At 43.5% G+C, this 22,650-nt stretch carries 26 protein-coding genes and 1 tRNA gene; 21 read left to right on the forward strand and 6 right to left on the reverse strand.

What is annotated here, in order from left to right; translation table 11 throughout:
- Positions 1–92: 92 nt before the first annotated feature.
- Positions 93–1,112, forward strand: coding sequence for a sodium:calcium antiporter (locus NWF01_10320; GenBank protein ID MCW4025410.1), 1,020 nt, complete (start codon positions 93–95; stop codon positions 1,110–1,112).
- On the opposite strand, the gene NWF01_10325 is transcribed toward NWF01_10320, so the two are convergent.
- Together NWF01_10325 and NWF01_10330 are read right to left on the reverse strand one after the other, a co-directional pair.
- Entirely contained in the window at positions 1,093–1,860 is a 768-nt protein-coding gene (locus NWF01_10325) for an HAD-IIB family hydrolase (protein MCW4025411.1), read from the reverse strand. The genes NWF01_10320 and NWF01_10325 overlap by 20 nt on opposite strands.
- The gene (locus NWF01_10330; GenBank protein ID MCW4025412.1) at positions 1,857–3,044 is read right to left on the reverse strand and encodes a glucosyl-3-phosphoglycerate synthase; all 1,188 of its coding nucleotides are present in this window, start codon (positions 3,042–3,044) and stop codon (positions 1,857–1,859) included. Before NWF01_10330 ends, NWF01_10325 begins: the two co-directional genes overlap by 4 nt.
- 133 nt (positions 3,045–3,177) lie before the next feature.
- Between NWF01_10330 and NWF01_10335 the strand changes: the two genes are divergently transcribed.
- A complete protein-coding gene (locus NWF01_10335; GenBank protein ID MCW4025413.1) occupies positions 3,178–4,428 on the forward strand; it encodes a cation:proton antiporter in 1,251 nt (416 codons plus the stop codon).
- A gap of 6 nt (positions 4,429–4,434) precedes the next feature.
- On the opposite strand, the gene NWF01_10340 is transcribed toward NWF01_10335, so the two are convergent.
- Complete coding sequence (locus NWF01_10340; protein MCW4025414.1) at positions 4,435–4,875, reverse strand: fasciclin domain-containing protein; 441 nt, start codon at positions 4,873–4,875, stop codon at positions 4,435–4,437.
- A gap of 727 nt (positions 4,876–5,602) precedes the next feature.
- Between NWF01_10340 and NWF01_10345 the strand changes: the two genes are divergently transcribed.
- The 5 genes from NWF01_10345 (at position 5,603) to NWF01_10365 (ending at position 9,334) form a co-directional block, all read left to right on the forward strand.
- Positions 5,603–6,169: an AAA family ATPase gene (locus NWF01_10345; GenBank protein MCW4025415.1), complete on the forward strand. Its 567-nt coding sequence runs from the start codon at positions 5,603–5,605 to the stop codon at positions 6,167–6,169.
- Positions 6,157–6,555 carry a hypothetical protein gene (locus NWF01_10350; protein ID MCW4025416.1) on the forward strand — a complete coding sequence of 133 codons (399 nt, stop codon included), beginning with the start codon at positions 6,157–6,159 and terminating at the stop codon, positions 6,553–6,555. The genes NWF01_10345 and NWF01_10350 overlap by 13 nt, the downstream gene beginning before the upstream one ends.
- The gene (locus NWF01_10355) at positions 6,539–7,591 is read left to right on the forward strand and encodes an MBL fold metallo-hydrolase (protein MCW4025417.1); all 1,053 of its coding nucleotides are present in this window, start codon (positions 6,539–6,541) and stop codon (positions 7,589–7,591) included. Before NWF01_10350 ends, NWF01_10355 begins: the two co-directional genes overlap by 17 nt.
- Positions 7,592–7,674: 83 nt before the next feature.
- Positions 7,675–8,943: a hydroxymethylglutaryl-CoA reductase, degradative gene (locus NWF01_10360; GenBank protein MCW4025418.1), complete on the forward strand. Its 1,269-nt coding sequence runs from the start codon at positions 7,675–7,677 to the stop codon at positions 8,941–8,943.
- Positions 8,944–9,034: 91 nt separating this feature from the next.
- Positions 9,035–9,334: a hypothetical protein gene (locus NWF01_10365; GenBank protein MCW4025419.1), complete on the forward strand. Its 300-nt coding sequence runs from the start codon at positions 9,035–9,037 to the stop codon at positions 9,332–9,334.
- A 96-nt stretch (positions 9,335–9,430) separates the two neighbouring features.
- On the opposite strand, the gene NWF01_10370 is transcribed toward NWF01_10365, so the two are convergent.
- On the reverse strand, positions 9,431–10,033 hold the full coding sequence (locus tag NWF01_10370; GenBank protein MCW4025420.1) for a MarC family protein: 603 nt from the start codon (positions 10,031–10,033) through the stop codon (positions 9,431–9,433).
- 97 nt (positions 10,034–10,130) lie between these two features.
- On the opposite strand from NWF01_10370, the gene NWF01_10375 reads away from it, so the two are divergent.
- The 11 genes from NWF01_10375 (at position 10,131) to NWF01_10425 (ending at position 18,639) form a co-directional block, all read left to right on the forward strand.
- Complete coding sequence (locus NWF01_10375) at positions 10,131–11,735, forward strand: glycosyltransferase family 39 protein (GenBank protein ID MCW4025421.1); 1,605 nt, start codon at positions 10,131–10,133, stop codon at positions 11,733–11,735.
- A gap of 164 nt (positions 11,736–11,899) precedes the next feature.
- Entirely contained in the window at positions 11,900–12,310 is a 411-nt protein-coding gene (locus tag NWF01_10380) for a hypothetical protein (protein ID MCW4025422.1), read from the forward strand.
- 210 nt (positions 12,311–12,520) lie between these two features.
- Positions 12,521–12,994, forward strand: a complete 474-nt coding sequence (locus NWF01_10385) for a pyridoxamine 5'-phosphate oxidase family protein (protein ID MCW4025423.1) — start codon at positions 12,521–12,523, stop codon at positions 12,992–12,994.
- Positions 12,995–13,004: 10 nt separating this feature from the next.
- The gene (locus tag NWF01_10390; protein MCW4025424.1) at positions 13,005–14,345 is read left to right on the forward strand and encodes a deoxyribodipyrimidine photo-lyase; all 1,341 of its coding nucleotides are present in this window, start codon (positions 13,005–13,007) and stop codon (positions 14,343–14,345) included.
- Between the two features lie 137 nt (positions 14,346–14,482).
- Positions 14,483–15,064, forward strand: coding sequence for a 50S ribosomal protein L15e (locus NWF01_10395; protein MCW4025425.1), 582 nt, complete (start codon positions 14,483–14,485; stop codon positions 15,062–15,064).
- 3 nt (positions 15,065–15,067) lie between these two features.
- Positions 15,068–15,271 carry a ribosomal protein L13e gene (locus NWF01_10400; protein MCW4025426.1) on the forward strand — a complete coding sequence of 68 codons (204 nt, stop codon included), beginning with the start codon at positions 15,068–15,070 and terminating at the stop codon, positions 15,269–15,271.
- 118 nt (positions 15,272–15,389) lie between these two features.
- The gene (locus NWF01_10405) at positions 15,390–15,848 is read left to right on the forward strand and encodes a hypothetical protein (protein MCW4025427.1); all 459 of its coding nucleotides are present in this window, start codon (positions 15,390–15,392) and stop codon (positions 15,846–15,848) included.
- A complete protein-coding gene (locus tag NWF01_10410; protein MCW4025428.1) occupies positions 15,845–16,579 on the forward strand; it encodes a hypothetical protein in 735 nt (244 codons plus the stop codon). The genes NWF01_10405 and NWF01_10410 overlap by 4 nt, the downstream gene beginning before the upstream one ends.
- Entirely contained in the window at positions 16,576–16,887 is a 312-nt protein-coding gene (locus NWF01_10415; GenBank protein ID MCW4025429.1) for an Rpp14/Pop5 family protein, read from the forward strand. Before NWF01_10410 ends, NWF01_10415 begins: the two co-directional genes overlap by 4 nt.
- A 163-nt stretch (positions 16,888–17,050) precedes the next feature.
- Positions 17,051–18,280 carry an isopropylmalate synthase gene (locus NWF01_10420; GenBank protein MCW4025430.1) on the forward strand — a complete coding sequence of 410 codons (1,230 nt, stop codon included), beginning with the start codon at positions 17,051–17,053 and terminating at the stop codon, positions 18,278–18,280.
- A gap of 280 nt (positions 18,281–18,560) precedes the next feature.
- A tRNA-Pro gene (locus tag NWF01_10425) sits at positions 18,561–18,639 on the forward strand.
- Positions 18,640–18,810: 171 nt separating this feature from the next.
- Here NWF01_10425 and NWF01_10430 read toward each other — a convergent pair.
- Complete coding sequence (locus NWF01_10430) at positions 18,811–20,031, reverse strand: hypothetical protein (protein ID MCW4025431.1); 1,221 nt, start codon at positions 20,029–20,031, stop codon at positions 18,811–18,813.
- Positions 20,032–20,338: 307 nt separating this feature from the next.
- Here NWF01_10430 and NWF01_10435 point away from each other — a divergent pair, with 307 nt between their 5' ends.
- On the forward strand, positions 20,339–20,530 hold the full coding sequence (locus NWF01_10435) for a hypothetical protein (protein ID MCW4025432.1): 192 nt from the start codon (positions 20,339–20,341) through the stop codon (positions 20,528–20,530).
- 127 nt (positions 20,531–20,657) lie between these two features.
- Here NWF01_10435 and NWF01_10440 read toward each other — a convergent pair whose 3' ends face one another.
- The gene (locus NWF01_10440; GenBank protein ID MCW4025433.1) at positions 20,658–20,963 is read right to left on the reverse strand and encodes a PRC-barrel domain-containing protein; all 306 of its coding nucleotides are present in this window, start codon (positions 20,961–20,963) and stop codon (positions 20,658–20,660) included.
- 442 nt (positions 20,964–21,405) lie between these two features.
- Here NWF01_10440 and NWF01_10445 point away from each other — a divergent pair, with 442 nt between their 5' ends.
- Together NWF01_10445 and NWF01_10450 are read left to right on the forward strand one after the other, a co-directional pair.
- Positions 21,406–21,573, forward strand: coding sequence for a hypothetical protein (locus tag NWF01_10445; protein MCW4025434.1), 168 nt, complete (start codon positions 21,406–21,408; stop codon positions 21,571–21,573).
- 40 nt (positions 21,574–21,613) lie between these two features.
- Complete coding sequence (locus NWF01_10450; protein MCW4025435.1) at positions 21,614–22,624, forward strand: hypothetical protein; 1,011 nt, start codon at positions 21,614–21,616, stop codon at positions 22,622–22,624.
- Positions 22,625–22,650 lie beyond the last annotated feature (26 nt).

Below are 22,650 nucleotides of genomic sequence, written 5' to 3' on the forward strand. Positions count from 1 at the left end.
TTAATTGAAGTATAAACCTTAGCCAACCTGTATGTTTATAGACCACATCGTTAATTTATTGGAAGCGGCTCTAAAAGTAAGGAGATTGTTTAATGGCTGAAGCAACTTTTTCCCAGCTACTCGTGAACGTCGTAATCATAGCAGTCGCCTTTGTTATTTTGAACTGGGCAAGCAATCTCACAATCAATAATGCCGTTAAAGTCTCAAACATAACTAAACTGGGCAAAACCGCTGTTGGCTTTAGCCTGCTTGCCTTCACAACATCTCTGCCTGAACTAACCGTAGCGTTGATAGCGGCCTTTTCAGGAGGCGTTGCACTTTCAATCGGTAACATTTTAGGCTCAAACATTGCAAATATCTGTGTAGTTGTGGGTATAGCAGCTTTCATAGTATTCTATCATAGCAGAAGAGTGAAAGGCAAACACATAGACCGCAACATCATACCCTCGTTTGCTCAGTCTGAATTAAGCAGCATCCACTTTGGACTGTTCATTTCCTCAATTATACCTATTCTTCTAATTTACCTCGCCACCTCATCTTGGATAGTTGGATTAATTTTGATATGCATATTCGTAGGCTACATGTATCAGCTATCCAAAGTTAGAATACCCACAGACGAGGAAGAACCAGTGACCAGTGAAGAAAAAAGCAAGCTATCTCGTTTCCTAATTTTCACTATTGCAGGTGCACTTGGCGTGGTTGGAAGCGCCTATTTTCTGGTAGAATCCGCTGTTGTTATCGCGGAAGCTGCAGGGCTGTCACAGCAAGTGATTGGCGCTACAGTAATTGCGATTGGTACAAGTCTTCCTGAGCTAGTTTTATCAGTGAAATCCATTCTACGTGGGCATTCTGGGCTTGCTTTTGGAGGCATAATCGGTAGCAGCTTTGTTAATATCACCTTAATTTTAGGTGTTAGCATTTTTGTTCCCGCGCTCTTAGGTACGTCTATAGTTCTACAAACTGGTGTCTTCCAAAACATAGTGCTGTTTTCGATTATGACAAACATGTTCTTCTGGTACTTCCTCTCCAGGGGCTACATTGGACACAAAGAAGGCGCCGTTTTTCTCTTCATCTACATCCTTTTCATTATAACTACCATTGGTGCATTATAGCCTCAACTTTTCCCCAAAGTCGCTGCCATAGGCTATCTAAGCTTTCTGTAGCCCCAACAAAAAAGGGGTAATCAACAACTTTAAGCATTGACAAGTCATTTGGTCCATTACCAACCCCAACAAACTTCAAAGAACCACATGTTTCCACAAAAAAATCTCTCAAAATCGTAACTGCTGCCCCTTTATCATGCATACCCATCAAATGATAGTATCTATCACCCTTAACACACCGCAGTTGCTCTGCATCGGCAGCATCAAAGAGGACTTTTTCATCCAAAATCTCTCCGTTAAATGGTTCACTGTATTCCCTTTGCCTGGCTAATAATGCAAATTCTTTAGGCAGCCCCGTGGTCTTGGCGATTTCTTCAGCAGTCAAGTCACCAAAGCCAGTCAGTGCAAAGCCTGTTTTCTTTTTTATCCGCTCAAAACCTTTCCTAATGACGCTGTAGGGAACACCTAACTCAACAACCTCATAATTACCTTTTTTACACGTGAAAAAATTGTTTTTAGAAAAGTATCCTTTTGGAATAAAAATTGCTGCACCATTCTCAGAAACAAACGGGTCATCAACACCAAGCGTTTGCCTGTAATACTCAATCTCTGCCCGGGTTTTGCTACTACAAAAAATCAGGCAAAAACCATTTTCTTGAAGCTTTTCCACGTAGGGTTTGACTGCATGGTAACTATAGTTTTTATCGAGCACTGTTCCATCCATGTCAGCAAAAACTGCAATGCGGCACTGCTTCATTTTTCCATGGACGCCTCTCTTAATTTTTCACGGGCATCAGGCATCGCAGAAAGAATACGCAACCAATCGGGCAACTGTGCACTGGTGGGTTTTTGCAGGTATCTTTTCCCCGCCTGCACAATCACTTCAGATAATGCGTCCACAGTGGTTTCTTCTTGATGTCTGTCGTAATCTAAAGAGTTGCATAGTGCGTCAGCTTGATACTGCCGTATTCTGTCTTGTGCAAACCGCCGATAAATAACCTCCAAACTAAGCAAAAACGCGTTTGAAACATCTATGCCCTCAGTTTCAGTTAGAGTTCGTAGTAAAGTTGTGAAGCTGTCTTCTGCAGTTTTCAGCAATGCTTCATGACTGATTGCTTTATGTTTGTGCTCGAAAAATCCAAGGTCTACTTCGCATATCCGTTTGTTAGACACATTACGATATAGTTCTGCGAGTATGCCGATTTCCAGTCCCCAGTCGCTTGGGCTTCGCAAGTTCAAGGCTAAGTCGGTGTAGATTGCCATTTCTCCTGAGAGGGGGTAACGGAATGCTTGGAGGTAACGGATAAATGTTGATCTGTTGTCGAGTTTTTTCTGCAGTGCCGCTAGCAGAGGATTAATGAAGAGGCGGTATATTCTGCCATACATCTTTTTATTTTCAAGATTTACCCGTGCATAGTAACCCTTAGAGAAAGTGAAGTCTAATCGGGGATCCACTATCGTGTAGAGCAGTTTGGTTGGATATGCTTCTGAATACGTTAGAATATCTGCGTCATGGATTGCTATTGCATGAAGCTCCAGTGAAGCTATGCCTGTTGTCAACCAGACGTCTTTTCCTTTTCCGTTTAGCCCTGTTACGTCTAACCCTTTCTTTTTTAAATCCGCAAGAATCAGCTCAACTTGTGGTCTGTTGCACCATATTACATCGCAGGGAATTTCTATTTTGGAAGTAGCCTTAAGAGTTTGGTTATATTCTGATTCGTCTGCTGCTGAAAGTGCAATGTAGACTTTTTTTAGATACTCACACTTGTTTAATCCCTTAATAATTTTGGGTAAGGCTGGGCTCTCCAAATCCTGCCCAATTATTGGTATAATTACGCCTGAGGGATATTTGTCGCTTAACTCATTTAGTCTGTTTTTGAGGGTTTCAAAATTTATCGAGTAATCATGTATACGCCCAATACGTTCCTGTTCGATATCCAACGCGGGTCTACTCCATAATAATAAGTGCTTTTGTTTATATAAGAATTACAGAAAAATTCTAAAGATAAAAGTAATTTTCCATGGATTCAGAAAATTCTTAAGTACTCGGCTTGCAACTCATACATGATGGCCCTTGGCTGATATCGTTTCCGTAGCTCTCATAATCAGCTCCTTAATTATTCTAATCGGATTCATAGGAAACTATATTTTCAAAAAAACAGGCCTCCCCGACATGCTTATCCTAATTTTCATAGGCATACTTTGCGGTCCAATTTTAGGCATTTTTGACCCTGTAGCCGTTAATAGCTTTGCCCCATTTCTAGCTGCACTAGCCTTAGCTTACATCTTGTTTGATGGCGGAATGGGCTTAAATATTGGAAAAGTGATGCGGAACAGCCCCAAAGCAGTTATGCTGGCAATTGTAGGTTTTATTTTCAGTGTTTTGGGCGTTTGCGCTTTCATGGTGTTTGTGTTTAATGTGCCCTTGGTTTACGGGTTGCTGTTTGGCAGCATGTTTGGCGGAAGTAGCTCTGTTGCGGTTATCTCCTTATCTTCAAAAATAAAAATTGGCGACAAAGGCGCAATCATTTTAATTTTAGAATCCGCAATCACAGACATCTTATGCGTAGTTATCAGTTTATCCTTAATTGATGTTTTAGTAACGGGGCAAGCAGACGTAGCTTTCATCGGTTTAGGTATAGCTGAAAAATTCGTAATCGGCGCTCTAATAGGTGTAGGCTTAAGTTTAGCTTGGTTATTTGCACTGCGAAAAGTCGGTTCAATGCCTTTCTCCTACATCCTAACCTTGGGCATTGTCCTGTTTGGTTACGCGGCATCAGAAAGTTTAGGTGGCAGCGGAGCCCTGAGTGCTTTGCTTTTCGGTTTAATTTTAGGCAATGAAGTGGGTGTGTTGAGATTCTTTAAGATGGATGGGAAAGACACCGTTATTGGTCCTTTTTCTTTAGCGGTCAGTAAAGGTCTGAAACGATTTGAAGCTGAAATTGCTTTTCTGATTCGCACATTCTTCTTTGTTTTCCTTGGCATAATTGCTTCTTTTTCAAGTATAGCTCTGCTGATTTCTGGAGTTGTGGTCTCCTTTATTCTTCTTGCCACCCGTTATGGCACAGTTTGGCTAGCAACCCGCAACAGTGTCCTTGAAATAGACCACAAAATAATGACTGTGATTTTGACGCGTGGTTTAGCCGCAGCAGTTTTAGCTACATTGCCTGCTCAGTATGGATTGCCCTATTCAGGATTGTTTGTAGACATTGCAGTGGTCGTTATCGTGACAACCGCCGTAATAGCAACTGTGGGGTCAATATGGCTTGCACACCAAAAAACTCCAAACCCAATTCCTCCGCCACCACAAGAAATAACCACTTAACATTGATTAAATTTGTGCGCCTGCAACAATCACTTTTGACGTCAACACTTTGTCAATTGCATGGCATACCCCATTATCAGCTACTATGTCAGGTTTTATAACTATCGCATCATTAACTTTTAAGCGACTCATCAGGTTCCAAAATGAAGCATCAATTTTTAATTCGCCGCCTGAAATCGTTTGTAAATAATCCACCATCGCTAAATCAGATGATGTAAATTTGCCTTCAACAATATGGAAATTCAGCAGCGACCTTAACTTTTCAGGGTCACGCAAAAGAACCGATAATTCATGTTTGGGTACGTTTGAGAAGGCTTCATCAGTGGGTGCAAAAACCGTGAATGGACCGGGGCTTTTGAGTTTATCAACTAAACCAGCTATTCTTGCGGCTTCAATTAAAGTGTTAAACATGCCTGTGGCAGATGCAGCTTCAACTAGGTCAGTCAAAACGCTCTCACCTCCCTTTATACACAAATCTGGCTGAAAGATGAAAGGGTGAGGAGAGGCAATAAACATTTTTACAATTTAGAGGTTGACGCTAAAAACGTCAAATTCGAATACGGTGTTTCCAACCGCGGCTCTTGGAAGGGTAATCCACTATTTGGCTTTCTAAAGGCTCCAAGGCCGGAGCAAACACAACGGTTTACGCTGTTGACCCCTGATTTTCAAACGCTTCTACAGCATAACCGTACTCTACAAAAGATACAACACACTGGAAACGAAAACCAGAATAATAAACTAAACCTCTGCACCCAGCAAACGCGCCCTCTTTGAGGTGCAATTCGCGGATTGGACGACTTTCCTGATAAACCCCATTTTAAGGCAAGAACGGTGTGGCTTGGAAATCTGCCATCAGGGACCTCCCCTCTATAGTTTCTGCAAGGATGTTACAGAGGAGTAAGGTGTTCCTGATGACTTGGCTGATTTAGGATGAAAACCAGACTAATACTTGTAACAGTAAATACAGAAGAATAACCAATGTTTTTTCAACTTCGTAGCACCAAATTAGGTTTAGAAAACATTTGGTTTAGTTTTTGTCAAGGTTTCTGACTACACCAGTCAAACTTTCTTGACCAAACAAAAACTGCCTTCAAAGTCACGCGTGGTTTGTTTGGTTGTTTATGAAAACGCTTTTTAGGTTTATTTGCTGCTAAGGTACCGTAAGGGTTACTGGATGTACACTGACAAACTTGTTATTGGATTAACTGGCATGCCCGGCGCAGGCAAAAGCATAGTTGTGCAGGCAACCAAAGACTGGGGATACAATGTCGTTGTTATGGGTGACGTAATACGGGAGGAAACCAGAAACCGCGGCTTAGAACTCACCCCACAAAACGTGGGCAAAGTCATGCTGCAACTTCGAGAAGAATCAGGTCCAAACGTGATTGCCCAAAAATGCGTCCCCAAAATCGCCGCTCAGAACAACCATAAAATCATCATTGATGGCCTGCGCAGTTACGCAGAAGCAGAAGTTTTCATGGCTAATTTTGCCAATTTCGTGTTGGTAACGGTTCATGCGCCGCCCCAGTTGCGGTTTGAAAGGTTAAACGCTAGGGGTAGAAGTGATGATTCGCCAAGTTTTGAGGTTTTTCATGAGCGTGACATGCGTGAGCTCGGCGTGGGAATGGGCGCGGCAATTGGTTTGTCGGAGTATGTTATTGTTAATGATGGAACAATAGATGAGGTTAAATGCAAGGCTAAAGCTGTGTTGGGAAGGATTGAGGAGAAATGGAGCAAGTAAAGATTCACGTAGAGGTTGAAATTAACCCAACTGAAAGCACCGAGAAAGTGCAAGCTGCAATCGGCACTATACTTGAGGGTACCAAGGTTGAGGTTAGAGAAGCCAGAAAAGGCGCAGTCTTAATTGCAACTGCAGAGGGACACGAAAAACTAATCAAACTACGAAAAGCCCTACGCAATGACCGTATACGCGACGCCGCAAGAAAACAGTTACTCCGAGCAATACGCGGCAACACCGTGAGTTTTTGCTTAAATAAGCAGGTTGCTTTTGCTGGTCACATTTCGTTTTGTGAGGAAACTGCCGAGTCACCTCTTGGTCCAATAAAAATTTTAATTGAATCGGATAATCCAACGCAACTGGTTGAGTGGCTTGCCCAAAAAACCTGACAGCCAAAACGATTATGCACCTCATAAGGCGCTAGTTGCAAAAAACGGAGCAGTGCTGCTTGGAGACAGTGTTTCCTGCGATGCCCATGACGCATCTCGTTCATTGCGAGTTGTCACACACGCACATGCTGACCACCTGATGGGGCTCCGTCGGAGTCTAAAGAACTGCCAGAAAGTTCTCATGACCGAAGCAACCAAAGATTTAATCCAAACCATAAACCCCCAATTCAACCTCAACTGTGAATCCGTTCAAACCGTAAAATACGGCAAAACCACAAAGTTTGAAGACGAAAAAATCACCCTACATAAAGCAGACCACATTTTAGGAGCAGCACAGGTGCTGGTTGAGGATGCGGGGGGAATTCGGATTGCCTACAGCGGCGACTTCAAACTGGATAGTACCCCTGTGGTTGAGTGCGATGTTTTGGTGGTTGATGCCACGTATGGTACCCCTCAGTGCAGACGCCATTTTGACGTGGATGTGAAGGAGTTGCTGGTTTCGATGATTGAGCAGCGACTACGGGGCGGAACCGTTTACGTGTTTGGGTTTCATGGCAAACTCCAAGAAGTCATGCAAATTCTCACCGACGCCGCCGTAACCGTTCCCTTTGTAATGCCCGAGCATGTCTACAACATCTCCAAAGTCTGCGAAAAACACGGCATGCACCTCGGATGCCTAACCAGCAGCACCAGCAAAGAAGGACACACACTGCTAAATGAGAACTTGCCTTGTGTCGCCTTTTACCACGTAAACCAGCGCCAACACGTCGGACTAAAAAATGCGCGGATTTGTGTGAGCGGATGGGAGTTTCATAAGCCGTGTCGGCAGATTGGTGACCGCGAGTATTTGGTAGCGTTTAGTGACCACTGCGACTTCGACGGCACTGTTGAATATGTGAAGCAGACACGAGCAAAACAGGTCATAACGGACAATTACCGCGGCGGTTACGGTACGGTTTTGGCGTGTGAGCTTAGTAAGCGGTTGGGAGTTTCTGCGACGGCTATGCCTCGGGACATGGGGCAGACAACTCTTTAAGATGATTCGTTGGGCTTGTGGTGTAAGCTTAAAAAGCAACAATCTAAACTTACATCATCAGCACAAATAGGATTTGAAATCAAATGACAAAGTCATCAGTAATTTCTGGCTTCTACAAGCTCGCGCCCAAAGAACGTTTAAACATCGTTAAGGACTTTGCAGATTTAACACAAGAAGAATGTGACCTACTCGCTCAATCTTGCTCGTTGCCGCTGGATTTGGCGGACCACATGGTTGAAAACGTGGTAGGCACAATCCCAACACCCTTTGGCATCGGAGTAAACTTCCAAATCAACGACAAAGACTACCTTGTTCCTATGGCAACTGAAGAACCCAGCGTAATTGCAGCAGCAAGCTATGCGGCAAAGATGGTTCGGGATGGTGGCGGATTTAAAACCAGCAGCACCGCGCCAGTTATGATTGGACAAATTCAACTGGTAAACCTACCAAACGCGCAACAAGCTAAAGAAAACGTCTTAGCCAAAAAAGAGGAAATCCTAAAAAAAGCCAACGAGCAAGACCCAGTGCTTAACAGTTTTGGTGGAGGCGCAAAAGACCTTGACGCCCGAGTCATCAAAACAACTGTTGGCGACATGGTAATTGTGCATCTTTACGTGGACTGCCGAGATGCCATGGGTGCTAACGCAGTGAATACGATGGCTGAGGCAGTAGCGCCTATGCTTGAACAACTTTCAGGCGGACACGTGTACCTACGTATTATCAGCAACTTAGCAGTAAGACGTCTTGCAAAAGCCACATGCACGGTTCCCAAAGAAGCCGTGGGCGGCGAAGCAATCGTGGATGGCATCGTTTACGCTTCAGCCTTTGCAGCAGCAGACCCCTACAGGGCGGCAACTCACAATAAAGGTGCCATGAACGGCATAATCGCAGTTGTGTTAGCCACGGGCAATGACCATCGAGCCATTGAAGCAGGCGGACACGCATACGCATCACTAAACGGGCAATACACCAGCCTCTCAAAGTGGACCAAAAACCAAAACGGCGACTTAGAAGGCTCAATCGAGTTACCCATGGCAGTCGGATTGATTGGCGGCGCAGTGAAAACTCACCCAATCGCACGCATCGCCGTAAAAATCTTGAATGTCAAGTCTGCTAACGAGTTCGCTGAGATTTTAGCCGCGGTTGGTTTAGCTCAAAATCTTGCCGCGCTCAGGGCACTTGCAAGTGAGGGTATTCAGCGGGGGCACATGTCTCTTCACGCCAGAAACATCGCGGTTACAGCGGGGGCAACTGGGGATTTGGTTGATGTTGTGGCGGCGCAGATGGTTAAGGAGCGTAAGGTTCGCGTTGATAGGGCTAAGGAGATTTTGGAGCAATTAACCAAAAATTAGCCTGTTTCAACCCCGTTTTTGTTTTTTCCCTGTTTTTTGTTCCCTGTTAATCTTTATAACCCCGAAATTCCCTATTTCTTGTGGGATAAGCATGTTTTTGCACAGAGCCGCTTTTGTTTTAGCTGCTATCATCTTGGCAGCAATCATCATTGTCCCCTTGGTTTTCATCAACTTTCAAACCCAAAACATCCTGCAACAGCAAGCAAAGTTTGAACATTCCACCCGAACCAACGCTACTGGAATCCTAATTAACCTCTCAGAACAGCAACAGGCACTTTTTACCACAGTTTTCGTAATTGATATTGTTTTAGCAGTGCTTTTCGGGGTTACCTTATGGTACGCACTTAAAACGCATCGGGAAAAACTTCTCTCTTCAACACCGCCAACTTAGCCTATGACTTGGATGGAGCGGACAAGCATGACCCAAGTGTGCCCATTGATTATCAGATCCTCCGAACCAACACTGCCATATTACATCCCAAAGAGGTTACATGAAAAAGTTCGTCAAACCAACCAACACATACTGAACAGCAATCGCCGCAATAATTAGCGCCATCGCACGAGCAATCACCATCGAACCCGTTTTACCAAGCACCCGATAAACCTCACCGATAAAACGCAAAATAACCCAAGTCAAAACAATCACAACAAGAATCGCTATCGCAGTTACCACTGCACCGTACTGTTGTAGGCTTAAAATCGAAGTTGTTATGGCTCCAGGTCCAACCAGAAGAGGCATAGCTATGGGAACGGCACCTATACTTTCGGGGGACTCCACGGTTTCATGTGAGCCACCAGTAATCAAAATCCTTATGGCAATAATTAATAGCAAAATGCCGCCTGCCACTTCAAAACTTTCAATAGAAATGCCAAACACCATAAAGATTTCCCTGCCCAGAAAAGCAAAAATCAAAAGCACAATAAAACCGACAATACAGGCTGTGTTGAAGATTTTTCGGCGCTCTTCCTTACCCATTTTCTCAGTTAGGCTCATGAGTATGGGGATGCTGCCAAACGGGTCAACGATTATGAATAGAACAATTATGGTTCGGGCAAGGTTTATGGCAAAATCCTCAGGAAAAAAAGACATCAAAATCCAACTAAACTATGATTTGCCCCCGATATTAACCCTACCCAGCCAGCCACCACACAAGTTTAATTAACAAATTCCGCAATCACAACAAAGCATGGTGACACGTAACCCTTTAGCGACGCTCAAACGGATAGACAGGTGGCAGATTTGCCTAATCATCCTCGGCGTAGTTTACGGTGCAGTTCTTGCCACTAATCTGCAGACAAATTCGATGGCGTGGGATGAAGTCGCACACCTAAACGGGGGCTTACTGCTCTCTCGCGGGCAAGTTGTGACGTGGGCGTTGACTAACTCGTTTTATCCGCCAATCTATGACCTGTTTGCCGCGGGTTATTTTCTGGTTTTGGGTCCGAGCTTATTTTCGGCAAGACTGGTTGCGGCTACGTTTTCGGTTCTAACACTGTTTGTTATCTACGCCATTGCCAACTTTCTCTACAGCAACAAGAAAACCGCGTTTTTAGCCGCCATCTTTTTTGCAGTTATGCCTGGGATTTTTTGGCTCTCCAAGCTGGCGATGATTGAGACCATGCTGATTTTTGTTTTGTCGCTGTCAATGTTTTATTTTTTCCGCTGGCTCAAACTGGGCAACGGCAAAGACCGCACAAAAAGCCTCGCCGCAGTTGTGGTTGGGGTGGTGGTGAAGTATCAGATGCTGGTTATTGCGCCGTTAATCATGATTTTTGGCACGTTTTTTTGGAGGAAGGAGAATTTTTGGGCGGATTTCAAAAAATGGTTTGCCCCTAAACGCTTAGCCCTAATGGTCACGGTTTTGGCGGTGGTTGGCGTTGTGTTGCTGGTTTTGTACTCGCTTGGGCTTTTGGATTTGATGCTGTACGCATTTGGCGTAGGCAGTCAAGGCAAATCCGTCTACAGCACACGATATCCGCTACCAATTTTTTACTTGCTCGAAATGGTTCAGGTTGAAAACCCAATACACCCCATCTCGCTTGTGCTGTACGTTTTGAGTCTTGCAGGGTTAGGCTGGATGGTGTACAAGCGAAAGTTCGGCGACAAACTCTTGCTACTCTGGTTTGCGGTAGTATATGTGGTGTTTACGGTGGTTTCTAATCGGGAATGGCGCTACGTCGTCATCCTGTTCCCCGTGCTCGCGATTGCCGCCTCAAACCTAACCATAACCGCGCTGGAGAAACTGTGTAAAACATGGCAGACCGCTGTGGGTTTCATGAGCAAATACGGCACCAAAATCGCCGCAGGTCTGCTAATTGCCTTTGTGGGAGCGGGGCTTTGCTTTAGCTGTGTGGATGCTTACAATTGGCAGATCAGAGACGAAATCGTTGTGCCCATCGAGCAAGCCACCCTCTACGCCGCGCAGGATTTGGGTCCAAACCAGACGGTTGCGGTTGTGTGCTCCGTGAATCATTTCAGCAAATACATGGTGCAGTTTTACCTTGACGTGCAGACTGGGAGGAATCTGAATCAGACGTGGCAGTACCCCTTCAACGCCGCCGACAGCTTCACCCCCAACTTCGACGTAGTCGAGCTCACAGGCATCTGCCAACGCTTAGACACAAAATACGTGATGCTCTACGAATACGGCAACCTAAACTACTACAACACAGAACTAAACCAACAAACAATCCAAAACCTGCTAACGCAGAGCAATTATTTTACGCTGGCAGAAACTTTTGGGGAATCCTCGAATAGAGTTTTCGTGTTTAGATTTAACCAATCAGATTAAGACGACAGCGCTACCTTGCTTTAATTTCCAATGCAGAAAACATAAAAGTCCGTAATCGAAACTAGTTACTGCGCAACCAATACTGTTCGCAACTGTTTTGCCATAAATTCTGCATCTTTCCATCATTAAATTTTCTTTACTGAAGCAGAAAACGCGCAACAAAAATGGAGGAAAAAATTATGGAAAATAATGAGAAAAATCTTTTGCGGTCTGTACCACCTGAGCAGGGTTTTCATTTTTATCGTGATATGGAAAACTGTACTGAAGTGACTAGTTACAGCTTAGAAGAGCTTTGTGGAGCCATTAGTTACGTGTGTAATGAGGCTATTTTGTTTCATTTTGAGCGGGGCGATTTTCAGAATTGGATAAGAAACGTGATTGGTGATGATGAATTGGCTCAGAGTATTGATGAAATAAGCGCGTGTTCGCGTGAGCTTTCTGCGCAGACTTGCAGGGAGGAACTATCTGAGAGGATTAGTATTCGGATTTCTCAGTTGCAGACAAGTGGACCACCGTTTTTTAGTGGAAAAAAAGGATACAAAAAAGATTTTACTGTGCCAACAAGTACGCATTGAGGAATTTTCCTATCAGTTAAAGCTGTTTAAGAAACGCAAATAGATAAATGTTGGACGATTTCCTAAAAGGTTGGACGATGAGGAAATCGAGGTACGGCGAGGTCCAACGGCGGGGACTTAGGCCGTGACTGATGAGAGCTTTTTCCGCTACCGAGTCCATGCAACTAAGCTTATATTCCCTGAGCTTCAATAGTTCTGGATGGTGCTTTGATGAGTTTATTCAAGTTACCATCAATGAGCCGCAGAGAAATTGACGACTTAATTGCTGAGCAGTTTTTGTGCAGAATCGCCTTCACTGGCAAGGCTGGTCCGTATATTGCGCCTTTTCAGTACGTGTTTTTCAACAAACGCCTCTACTTTCACTTTACTGATTATGGCAATAAGATGATGTTTTTCAAGGAGGGCAATCAGGTTTGTGTAGAAATCGAAAAGTACCTGTCTGACATGAGTCAGTATGCCTTTGTGATTTTAACAGGAAACCTCAAACTGGTCACTGACGAAAACGAGCGAGCCATGGCGATTGAGAAGCTGTCACAAGCGGGAGCAGAAAAACTTTCCACAAAATTCTTGGGTGCGCATGGTTTTGATACTGAGGCAGGATGGTCAGCGTTGAATCCAAAGCAGCCGATTTTGATTTTGAAACTGGAAAAAGTCACTTCAATTAAGGGGTTGAAGTCTCCGTAGGTGAACATTGATGGCGCCGCTGGGTAGACTTGAAGTGCTAAACAGCAAACCTTTGGGGAATGGCGAGTTTGTGCTGTATTGGATGCAAGCATCCCATCGTGCACAAGAAAATTGGGCATTAGACTATGCAATTGAGGAAGCAAACCTGAGAGGATTGCCTGTTGTTGTGTTTTTTGGGTTAACAGAGTATCCCGAGGCTAACCTGCGTCATTACCTCTTCATGCTACAGGGTTTGCGGGAAGCTAAAGAGGAACTAAGAGGGCTGGGCATACGATTGGTGATTCAGCAGGTTTCGCCTGAATTGGGCGTTTTGGAGTTAGCCAAAAAAGCATCTCAAATCGTGGTGGACAAGGCTTACCTGCGCACAAACAGGCAATGGGTCGGTTATGTGGCAAAAAAAGCACAGGTTCCACTGGTTCAGGTTGAAGACAACGCCGTGATTCCCGTAGAGGAAGCCTCACAAAAAGAAGAATACACCGCTGCCACATTGCGCCCCAAAATCCTTGCCAAACTCAACAATTACCTTGAAGTACCCCCAAAACTAAACCCCAAAAAATCCTCACTTAAAATGAATCTGCCTTCGCTGCTTCTTACGGACTTGGATAAGGCGTTGTCAGGATTAAAAATCAATAGAACCGTAGACAAAGCACCTTTTCAGGGCGGAACCAGCAAAGCTAAAACCCTGCTGGAAACCTTCATAGCACAAAAACTGGAAACCTACGAGCAAAAAGGCAGCACACCCGACAACGACTGCGCCTCAGAATTAAGTCCATTTTTGCATTTTGGACAAATCTCACCCATCTATGTTGCCGCAAGAATTCTAAAAACAAACACTGCAGATAGGCACAGGTTTTTGGAGCAACTCATAGTCCGACGAGAACTAGCCATCAATTTTGCACACTACAACCCGAACTATGACTCAATTGCTTGTTTGCCACGCTGGGCACAAGAAACCCTAAACCAGCATGCAACAGACCAGAGAAGCAACATCTACAGCCCAAAGCAACTGGAAAATGCACAAACCCATGACCCCTACTGGAACGCAGCACAAAAAGAGATGACGGCTACTGGGAAAATGAATGGATACATGCGGATGTACTGGGGCAAAAAAATCATCGAATGGACACAGAACCCAGAAGAAGCCTACAAAACCACATTGTATCTAAACAACAAATACGAGCTGGATGGCAGAGACCCAAACGGTTACGCTGGGGTGGCGTGGTGTTTTGGTAAGCATGACCGCCCATGGAAGGAACGTGAAATCTTTGGCAAAGTCAGATTCATGAACAGTGCAGGACTACAGAGAAAGTTTGATATGAACTTGTATCTGCAAAAAGTAAACACGTTATGAGTGGGCGTTGGAAAAAGGTTTATTTTGCCCCGTTCTACTATGTTTGGAACTTAGGCGGATCATCATGGTCCGTAGGGATGTGGTCCCCCAGGGGACTGAACCGCAAACAAAAAACACATACAGGAGAAAAACCAGAAATGGCATACAAGTATATTGCCGAAGAATGGGCAAATCCCGAAGAAAGCTTCGTGGCAGAGCTCATGCGCCAACGCTTAATACTGTGGCGTAAACAACCAACAACCCTTAGAATAGAAAACCCAACACGCCTCGATAAGGCACACCAACTGGGCTACAAAGCAAAACAAGGCTTCGTGATTGCACGAACCAAAGTACGCCGTGGAGGATTACGCAAAATCCGTCCAAAGTCAGGACGCCGCCCAAAACGTATGGGTGTTGCTAAATTCAAGCCTGCAAAAAGCATCAGACTGATTGCTGAGGAACGAACTGCAAAGAAATTCCCCAACCTTGAAGTGCTTAACAGTTACTGGGTTGGTCAAGATGGCAGGCACAAGTGGTTTGAAGTTATCATGGTTGACCCCTCAAGTCCATCAATAAAAGCGGACAAAGATATCAACTGGATAGCTCAGAAGCAACACAAGAAACGCGTTTTCCGTAGCATGACCAGTGCAGGCAAAAAAGTTAGAAGCCTAAGACGTCGAGGAATTGGTGCAGAAAAAGTAAGACCCAGCCACCAGCGAGGGGCTAAAAAAGGAGCATAGACAATGCACCACATAAAACCAATCATAACTAAGCACAGCGGCAAACAAGTTAAGGGCAAAGGATTTAGCCCAAACGAGATGAAAGCTGCAGGCGTAAACAAAAACCAAATGCGCAAAATGGGCATGCCAATCGATTACAAGCGTAAAAGTGAACACGCTGAAAACGTGGAAGCCATCAAAGCGCACGCGGCACAAACAAAAGCCTAAACCCCCTTCTTATCTTTCTTCAATTTTTCATTTTTAACCAATTTTGCTGTCTCTTGCAGGGTTAAAAAGAAAATCCCTATATGCCACATCAGGCAACTAAACAGCAAAGGGAATTTCCATGGAAAAATCAGGTGCCCAAACAAACAAAATCGCGCAAATAAACATCCGTGTATCCTCACACGCAACCGAAGACCCAGAAAAAGTCCAAACTGCCATCCGCAACATGCTACCCGAAGAAAACGCACAAGACATAGTTTTTGAGAAAACCAGTTTAACAGGGCATCATGGTAACCCAATCATACTCTTTAGCACAACAATAACAGACAAAAATGTACTTCCAAAAATCGTGGATTTGCTAGGTTTAAAGCTTGCCAGTCTTGACAAAGAAACGCTTTTGCAAGATTTAGCAATGCATTTGGAAAAGTCTAACATGTTTTTACGGTTTGATAAGCAAGCTGCCTTTATGGGTTCAGCACATTTTTCCAGTGTTGACCCCATTCATTTTAAAATTCATTTCAAAACCAAAAACGAGGACGAAATAAAACAAATCCTGCAAAATTCAGGTTTGCTACCATGACCAAAACCTTCTGCGACCTGCATTTGCGCATGAACCCCAAAGACTTGCAGAGTTGTCAGCATGCACTATGTAGAGCCGCAGAATTTGGCTACAAACAAATCTCCATCCCCTTCAACAACAACGCCTCTCAACAGGAAATCGACCAACTCAAAACCGCTGCAGAAGAGGCTGGTTTGGATTTTGTGTCCCGCGTGGATTTGCAACCTAAGAACCAAAACGAACTCATGCAGGGGTTGCGTGCGTTGAGAAGAAAATTTGAGGTTATCTGTGTGGTTTGTGAGGTAAAGGATGTGGCAAGGCAAGCAGCTAAAGACCGCCGAGTGGATTTGCTTAATTTTCCCAGTTTAGATTATCATTACCGCTTTTTTGACCGCGCTGAAGCTGAATTGGCAAGTTCTTGTTTGGCAGCGTTGGAGATTGATGTTAAGCCATTGTTTGTGTTGTCTGGTCCAGCGCGGGTTAGGTTTTTGTCTACTTTGCGTCGTGAAGTAACTATTGCTAAAGAGTTTGGGGTGCCCCTGGTGCTTTCTAGTGGTGTGGGGGAGGAATTGTTTATGCGTATGCCCCGTGACATGGCAAGTTTAGGGTTATTGTTTGGTTTTAACGAAGAGCAAGCCCTAAATGCCGTATCTGTGAATCCAGCGGGGATTGTTTTGCGTAATCGTGAGAAGATGAGTTCAAGTTTTGTGGCTCCGGGGATTCGTGTTGTTAAGGAGGGCAGGGACTGTTGAAGCGTTCGAAGCGTCGTTATTTGGCTTTGAAGCTGGAATGTGAAGGTTTGCCCAGTGAACGTGAGTTTATGGATGCCTTGTGGGGTTCAGTTACGCGGTTGTATGGAGAGGTCGGTGCGAGCCAAGCAGGGTTGGTGTTGATTGATTGTGATGCTGAACGCAAGATTTTTGTGGTTCGGGCTTCGCTTGTAAGTTTGGATTGTGTTCGGGCGTCTGTTGCGTTGGTTACGAGTGTTGCTGGTGTTGCTGCGTGTGTGCATGTTTTGGCGGTTTCGGGTACGATTAAGGCTTTGTTGGCGGGTTTGTAATTTTTTCTGTGTAAAGGCTATGTTTACTTAAGACAATAGTTTTTGAAACTCTGTCATGTATGTCTGTTGACAATCTTACAAACAATAAACAGCAACGTTTATCAATTCTACACAACCGTTTGATAACATTACATTATGACAACATCTTAAAGGTAGAACATCAATGGAACTAGACCAATTCTATTACAAACTAAAACTAAAAACAACCCCAATAATAGACGATTCCACACTTCGCGACGGCATACAAATGCCCGGATTAGCAGTTGGACCCAAAGAATCAGCAAAAATAGCCCAACTACTCTGCGACATAGGAACCGAAAGAATTGAACTATTCCACTACCAAGAACCCGACAAAAAAGCCGTAAAACAAATCTTCGACCAAAACCTACCCATACGAGTAGCCGCATGGTGCAGATCCATCAAAGAAGACATCGACAGCGCCGTCACACTCGGCTTTAACGAAATAGGCATATCCCATCCAGTCTCAAATATACACTTCCAAGCAAAATGGCCCGAAAAAACCCATGAGCAAATCCTTGCAAACATCGTGGATGTGGTAGAGTACGCGGCAAAAACCTGCGGATTACGGACTTTTGTGCATGGAGAGGACAGCACACGGGCAGATTGGGAGTTTGAACGCGAACTAATCAATGCTGTGGCATCGGCGGGTGCGGAGTGTTACCGTATCTGTGACACTGTCGGTATTGGATTGTCGGCTCCTGAAGCGCCATTGCCCAATGGCATCACCGCCAAAGTGGTGGCAATCAAAAAAGAAACCAAAATAGGCGCCATAGAAGGTCATGCACATGACGATTTTGGCAACGCCGTTGAAAACACTATGGCTGCTATTCGAGCGGCGAGCGGGGTTTGGGATAAAATTTACGCCAGCACAACATGTCTAGGGATTGGTGAACGTGCAGGAAATGCAGAAACTGAAAAAATCATCCTTAACTTGTACCTGCATTATGGCATCGAAAAGTTTGCAGGCAAAACAGTAAAGCTCAAAGAGTCAGCAGATTACATCGGAAAAGCCGCAGGATACATTGTCCCACCAAACAAGGCCATTGTTGGTGATTATGGGTTTGCGCATGAGTCGGGTATTCACACGCATGGCGTTATCAGTGACCCTTGGACTTATGAGCCTTACCCGCCTGAACTGGTGGGCAACACACGACGATTAACCATTGGGAAACAGTCAGGCAAAGGCATCATGAAGTACAAAATCCAAGAACTCTCAGGCAATGAACCCGACGAAGCAACAGTAGCGCTGGTTGTGGAGAAGATTAAAGATATATACGCCAACGGCAGACGTGCCTCGCTTAAAGAGGAAGAGTTCAAGAAAATCCTGCATAATCTGAAAATTTTGCCTGAAAATGGCAAAGGAAACTGCTAAGTCTCGCCTTATTTCTTTTTTGCTCATATTTTTGCTTGTGAAAGTAGCCATTACGGGTCCTCCCCTCTATGGTTTCTGCATTGACTTTCTAATAGGCTCCAAATAGACTTTGACCTCTCTCTATCCTTTCTGCAATGATTGGCTATTAGGCTCCAAATAGACAGGTTGAGGCGACAAAATTTGGGCACTACGTTACAGACGCTTTGGGTCTTCCAGAACCTTTAAGTTTTTATTCGTGCACACATTGACTCTAACCCGAATTTGAAAGGGTGCAACCTGTGGGGCCGTCGTCTAGCATGGTTCAGGATACATGCCTGGGGCGTATGCGATCCTGGGTTCAAATCCCAGCGGCCCCACCACACTCTCAGCGACCCTATTTTGTAGGGTTTAGTTACGATAAGAGGCAAATTTTTCTAAACATTTCTTTCTTCCTTTTCCTAAAGAGTTTACTTTGTTAATTCAGAATGAAATCGAATTTTTAATAAAAAAATAAAAGAAAAAGTGGGTCTTCTACTGAACCCATGTTGGGGTTACCAATAACTGAGTCGTAGAAAACTAATATCACTTGAAATAGAGGGTGCGGGGTATTCGCCAGTGAGGTTAATCGATTCTAGGTTATAAGCAATCTTGTCAATCTGGAGATTGTTGAGAGTTGATTGATGGGAACTAGAATATCCAGGAATTAAATACTCATGGTCACAGACAAATTGCAAGAGTCCTTTAACGTTAATGCTATATTGAACTGTGCCATCGGAATAAGCAGTTCTAGTTGTGTAGTGTGGACATTCATTTAGGTTCATTAGCAAGTTGTAGTACTCACCTGGTTGTTTGAGCCACCATGAATTATCGTCAGCTGCGAATCCTCCTCCAGCTATAGGACTGAAAAGTTTCCAATTTGCATTGCCGCCGCCTCTGCTAATATAAAGCTCCATAAAGATGCTGTAACCGCCTGGTTCTATTGCGTACACATAAAACATGGCGCCAGTCGCAGAAAGAGTAGTAACATGAAACTTATTATTGACAATATTACTTACAACGCCTTCAAGGTTTATGCTTGTTTTGCCAGCCACGCTAAGCAGAGGAGGTTGATATTCGTAACTTGAACCATCGTGACTTCCCTGAGTTAAGTCAGTACATTTCCAAGCATCAATAAGCAGGAGGTCACTGGAAGTTCCATGTACCAATCCATTATGAACAAAAGTCATACAATTGTAGCTGTCTCCAGAATATTCAGTTCCAAGTCCAAAGGGGTACCAGAGAAATGAGTGCGTCTTCCAATATTGGGGGGCAGGCTGTCCACCGGTTAGACTAGGGTTGAGGTTCCAAGAGGTTCCTCCGTTGTGGGTTATCGCATTACTCGAAAAGGCTAAAGAGGGTCCTTGTAAATTTACATCCCTAAATAACGTCACAAACCCTTGCACTTTAAGGGAAAGGACACGATCATTCCATGAAACCCCATTATTAAATGTATGCGGGTACCTAATCAAACCAGAATCAGGTATATCAATTAAACCAACATACATTACATAAATGGATCCACTGCAATCCGTTGTAGGATACAAGTAAACAACTCCGTCAACCCAAAGGGAGCTTGCACAACCTAGGCCATCTGTACCACCAAAATCGTAGAGGACTGAGCCTAAATCATGAAACTCAGCATATGTCGTTCCCTGAACTTGAGCAAATAGAGGCATAAACATGCTTGATATTAAAACAAAAAATAATACAGAAGCAATGAGTGAACGCTTCAAGTTACAACCCTCCTCTTCAAGTTGACCAAACTGAAGTCAGGGGATGTTCTTTTTAAGAAAGTTGCAGGAATAAGATATACGTGTGTTTTTATCAAACAGTATTCCTCAAAGCGATTTAGAGGTAAGATGCTTATATAATTTCAGTTAACAAAAATTAATCACATATTTATCTACAAAAAGTGAAATTTCACCCAGAATTGTTTAATTTTTTACAATAATTAAAAATACTCAATAAATCAGTAGTTCTTGTTTTTTGTGAGTGTTAATAACCAAGTTATGCGTAGAATTAGTATTGGAGATATGTTGTTTGTCGGGTGAATTTGAGAAGCAAGTTAAAAAGTTAAAGCTTGACCCTGTGTTTGAGCAAAAACTACTTGAAATGTTCAACGAAGCCAGTAACGAAGACCCCTGTGCGAGTTGTGAATCTAGAGAGGGCTGCGAGAATTTTAAATGGCACAAAAAATGGCTAAACACTGACCGTTGCAATAGCTGCCCCTAACCCCACTTTTGGCTTCTGAATGTAGGGATGAATTGTTTTGTCCCAGATTTTGGAATAGGAGAGCTTGTCAAAATTTTGAAGAATTGAAGAAAAAAAGAAGAAATACCTTGTCTCTGAAATTGTGCAATTACCAGTGTCTTTCGGTTCTTATGTCGCTGCGAAGTTTTTCAAATTCTGCATCGGTAAACTCTTCTTTTAAAGTTATATTGTCCTCGTGTATGGGCCCCATTTTTTCAGCTGGCAAGGGTACAATCTTCTTTTCTAGAAAACCTGCCTTTTCACCGTAAATTTTTGCTACGTCCTCATTCATCTTAACATCAACGACTTTTACCGACCAGTTATTGTCATCGACTTCAACATCTTCAACTTTGCCGATTTTTACGCCACGCCTAGCATAGACGTCAGTTCCTTTCAGTTTATCTAGACTAACCAATTTTTTCACCATATTGTTGGTGGACAGCCGTTCTAAAAAGCGTGTGTAGGCGCACCAATGCTACAACAACTAGTTAAACACACTTTGTAGGAAGCATTTGTAATTTTGAGCTGCAAAAAAGCTGTTTAATAACTGTTAAGCTTATTTAGCGGTAATCTTTAGTTCTGTTGCTATTATGTACCAGTCACAAAAGCTTATACCCTAAGTTAATCCGTCTTTTCTTTAGGCAAAGGCGTAATTGTCAGGCAGAATCAAAGAGCACAAAACGTCCGTAAAGTAGGAGGTGACTTGTATTTCTAAAACGTTAGCAAATATTGGCTTCATTTTAGCCTTAATAGGTAGCATAATTTTAATACTGCTTGGACTCGGAGCAATATTTGGAATCTTTCTGTTAATTTTTTATCCAGTGTACGCTCTGGGCTCATTCTTCTGGGGCATCGCTATGTTAATCGTTGGCATTTTGGCAGCGGCGGCTTCAAGGTTTGTTAGCAATGTTGGTGCAGCAATCTGGTTGATAATTCTCGCAGTCATCGCCAGCATCTTCGGAGCAGCTTTTGTGGCTTGGTTGATTATTATAGGTGCAATACTTGGACTGCTATCACGACTATAACCTTGGCATTTTTAAGTTCAATTAAAATGGAAGGAAAGAGATGGGAGAAAAAGCATCACACAAACTAAGTCATATACTAAAGGTGTTCATTGTTGTATTAGCAATCTTAACCATTCTTTCTCTTCAAGCAGTGCAGACCTGTGCCCAACAACCCGATCAAACTTCTATAAATGAGGTTGATTTTGAAAATAACACAGTGTACATAGGTATCTGGTTGAACAACATCTACAGGTATGAGTATACCGCAGGCGCCTACATTATCGACTTTTACCTGTACTTTTTCTGGATAGACCAAAACATAGAAACAATCGAATGGTACCTGCTAAATGGCTACCCCGTTAATCCAGCAACCACTGTTCTGGTAAACAGCAACCTAACAGGCGAAGTCAAATATGAGATATACCGTATTACTGCAGCTTGTAGCATAACCCCTGATGCAAAGGATTTTCCCTTTGACTCAATTGAGTTAGCCATTGTCATCGAAATACTTACCCATGGACAAAACATAGATTTTGTATGGCTAGAAAACGAGACAGGTGTCGACCCAAATTTTGTCAACGCAGGTTGGGTAACCACTAATATTGATTTGACCACATCAAATCATGTTTACCCTCTGGATGCTGAACTGCCTCGAGCTGAAATGGTCGTAAGCCAGCAAAGACAACTAGTAATATCCAGTATTCAGGGGCTTATTCCGCCTCTAATTTTTGCGGTATTGTCTGCTTTTTCTTTTCTGTTCAACCTCAAAGATGCCTCCTCGGTGGGTTTACGGTTGGGGCTTAACACTTCGATGTTGGTCACAACTTTATTGTTTAATTTCACAATAGCTTCAAGTGTTCCGCCGTCTTCAACGATTACGCTCTATGGCTTGTTTATCATTTCAGTTCTGATTTTTACTGTGATGAACCTTATCGTTACTATTGCAGGTTATGTGCAGTGGTTCTATTATAAAAATGAGCAACAAACAAAGGCGACTAATCGCTGGGGGTTCCTTTTCTCATTAATAGTTCCTGTAGTGTTCTTTTTATTGCTATATTTTTTCAGAGGTTAAGCCCATAATAAGCTCTCTTTTCATGT

The organism is Candidatus Bathyarchaeota archaeon, assembly GCA_026014585.1.
Classification (GTDB): Archaea; Thermoproteota; Bathyarchaeia; order Bathyarchaeales; family Bathycorpusculaceae; genus Bathycorpusculum.

Bases quoted from the DNA above. Each gene is read 5' to 3' on its own strand.
- NWF01_10320 (MCW4025410.1), top strand. From the start codon at position 93: ATGGCTGAAGCAACTTTTTCCCAGCTACTCGTGAACGTCGTAATCATA.
- NWF01_10325 (MCW4025411.1), bottom strand. From the start codon at position 1,860: ATGAAGCAGTGCCGCATTGCAGTTTTTGCTGACATGGATGGAACAGTG.
- NWF01_10345 (MCW4025415.1), top strand. From the start codon at position 5,603: ATGTACACTGACAAACTTGTTATTGGATTAACTGGCATGCCCGGCGCA.
- NWF01_10350 (MCW4025416.1), top strand. From the start codon at position 6,157: ATGGAGCAAGTAAAGATTCACGTAGAGGTTGAAATTAACCCAACTGAA.
- NWF01_10360 (MCW4025418.1), top strand. From the start codon at position 7,675: ATGACAAAGTCATCAGTAATTTCTGGCTTCTACAAGCTCGCGCCCAAA.
- NWF01_10365 (MCW4025419.1), top strand. From the start codon at position 9,035: ATGTTTTTGCACAGAGCCGCTTTTGTTTTAGCTGCTATCATCTTGGCA.
- NWF01_10370 (MCW4025420.1), bottom strand. From the start codon at position 10,033: ATGTCTTTTTTTCCTGAGGATTTTGCCATAAACCTTGCCCGAACCATA.
- NWF01_10375 (MCW4025421.1), top strand. From the start codon at position 10,131: ATGGTGACACGTAACCCTTTAGCGACGCTCAAACGGATAGACAGGTGG.
- NWF01_10380 (MCW4025422.1), top strand. From the start codon at position 11,900: ATGGAGGAAAAAATTATGGAAAATAATGAGAAAAATCTTTTGCGGTCT.
- NWF01_10385 (MCW4025423.1), top strand. From the start codon at position 12,521: ATGAGTTTATTCAAGTTACCATCAATGAGCCGCAGAGAAATTGACGAC.
- NWF01_10390 (MCW4025424.1), top strand. From the start codon at position 13,005: ATGGCGCCGCTGGGTAGACTTGAAGTGCTAAACAGCAAACCTTTGGGG.
- NWF01_10395 (MCW4025425.1), top strand. From the start codon at position 14,483: ATGGCATACAAGTATATTGCCGAAGAATGGGCAAATCCCGAAGAAAGC.
- NWF01_10400 (MCW4025426.1), top strand. From the start codon at position 15,068: ATGCACCACATAAAACCAATCATAACTAAGCACAGCGGCAAACAAGTT.
- NWF01_10405 (MCW4025427.1), top strand. From the start codon at position 15,390: ATGGAAAAATCAGGTGCCCAAACAAACAAAATCGCGCAAATAAACATC.
- NWF01_10410 (MCW4025428.1), top strand. From the start codon at position 15,845: ATGACCAAAACCTTCTGCGACCTGCATTTGCGCATGAACCCCAAAGAC.
- NWF01_10420 (MCW4025430.1), top strand. From the start codon at position 17,051: ATGGAACTAGACCAATTCTATTACAAACTAAAACTAAAAACAACCCCA.
- NWF01_10445 (MCW4025434.1), top strand. From the start codon at position 21,406: ATGTTAATCGTTGGCATTTTGGCAGCGGCGGCTTCAAGGTTTGTTAGC.
- NWF01_10450 (MCW4025435.1), top strand. From the start codon at position 21,614: ATGGGAGAAAAAGCATCACACAAACTAAGTCATATACTAAAGGTGTTC.